A 1,186-nucleotide genomic window follows, 5' to 3' on the forward strand; every position below is an offset into this window, starting at 1 on the left:
GTCGAGCTGCACGACCGAGGCGATGAACTGGCGACCCATGTCCTTGACGCGCTCCACAATCGCGCCCACGGCGTCCGCGATCAGGTTGCCGGCCGCAATCTGGCCCAGCGAGTTCTTGAACAGGCCGGCCGCCTTGTCGGCGGTGGTCAGCGTGCCGGTCAGCTCGCGGATTTCCCGCTCCAGCACCTTGATCTTGTTCTCGCCCGCAGCAAAGGCGCCGGAGAGCTGTGCACCCGTCTGCCCGGCAGTGGTCGCCAGGGTTGCCATCGCAGCGCGTGTCTCGGCGATTTCCTGCTGGACGGCCTGCACCGAGCGCACGCCGAGCGTGCCGAAGGCGTTGTCGATGCGCTGGGCAGCCTTCTGGGCTTCGTCAGCGGTCTGCTTGACCTGGGTCTCGGCCTGCTCCAGCGCGTTCTCCCAGAACTTGACGTACTGGGCCGCCTGCAGCAGTTTCTGCGCTTCGGTGGCCTGCTTCTCGAAGGCGTTCTGGTTGGCGAGTTCACGCTGGGCCGCAGCCAAAATCTCGGTCTCGCGGGCCAGTTGCTGGGCGGCGTGGGCCGCGTTGACCAGGGCCTCGGCCTCTTTCTGCCAGGCATCGTTGGCCGCAGCCGCTTCGCGCTTTGTGGCCGCGTACTGCTCCGTGGCCCGCGCCGCATCGCGCTGGGCCAGTGTCTCGGCCTGCAGCGCCGCTTGGCCGCGTGCCAGCAGGTCTGCAACTGCCTTCTCTTCGATGGCGAGCAGGCGGTTGGCTTCTGCCATCTCGCGGAGCGCTGCGTTGCGCGCGTTTACGGTCTGAACGCCAGAGTTGAAGATCGCCTGCAGCTTGCCCTCAGCCGCAGCTACGTCTGCAGTGGACAGCCCCAGCGCCTCGGCCGCCGTGGTCGCCTGACGTAGCGCCTCGTTCTNACAGCCCCAGCGCCTCGGCCGCCGTGGTCGCCTGACGTAGCGCCTCGTTCTGCTTGTTCAGGGCGGTGTCCAGGCGTTCGACCTGTGCCGCGCTCTTCTTGTACTGGGTCTCCAGTTTGCCTTGCTCGGCCACGGCCGACGAGGCTTCGGCGTTGGCTGCCTTCTGGTTGGCGCGCAGCGTTACGAGTTCGACGTTTGCTGCGTTCTGAGCTTTGACCGCATCGGCCAGTTGGTCGCGGTAGGCTGCAGTGTTCTTCCCGGCCGCGTCGTATTCTGCCTT

At 66.8% G+C, this 1,186-nt stretch carries 1 pseudogene; it reads right to left on the minus strand.

Annotated elements, in window-relative coordinates:
- Positions 1–759 (minus strand): annotated as a pseudogene (locus tag I6E78_RS18360) (hypothetical protein); the annotation flags it as partial.
- Between the last annotated feature and the right edge of the window lie 427 nt (positions 760–1,186).

This window comes from Pseudoalteromonas sp. NZS127 (genome assembly GCF_015864805.1).
Classification (GTDB): Bacteria; Pseudomonadota; Gammaproteobacteria; order Enterobacterales; family Alteromonadaceae; genus Pseudoalteromonas; species Pseudoalteromonas nigrifaciens.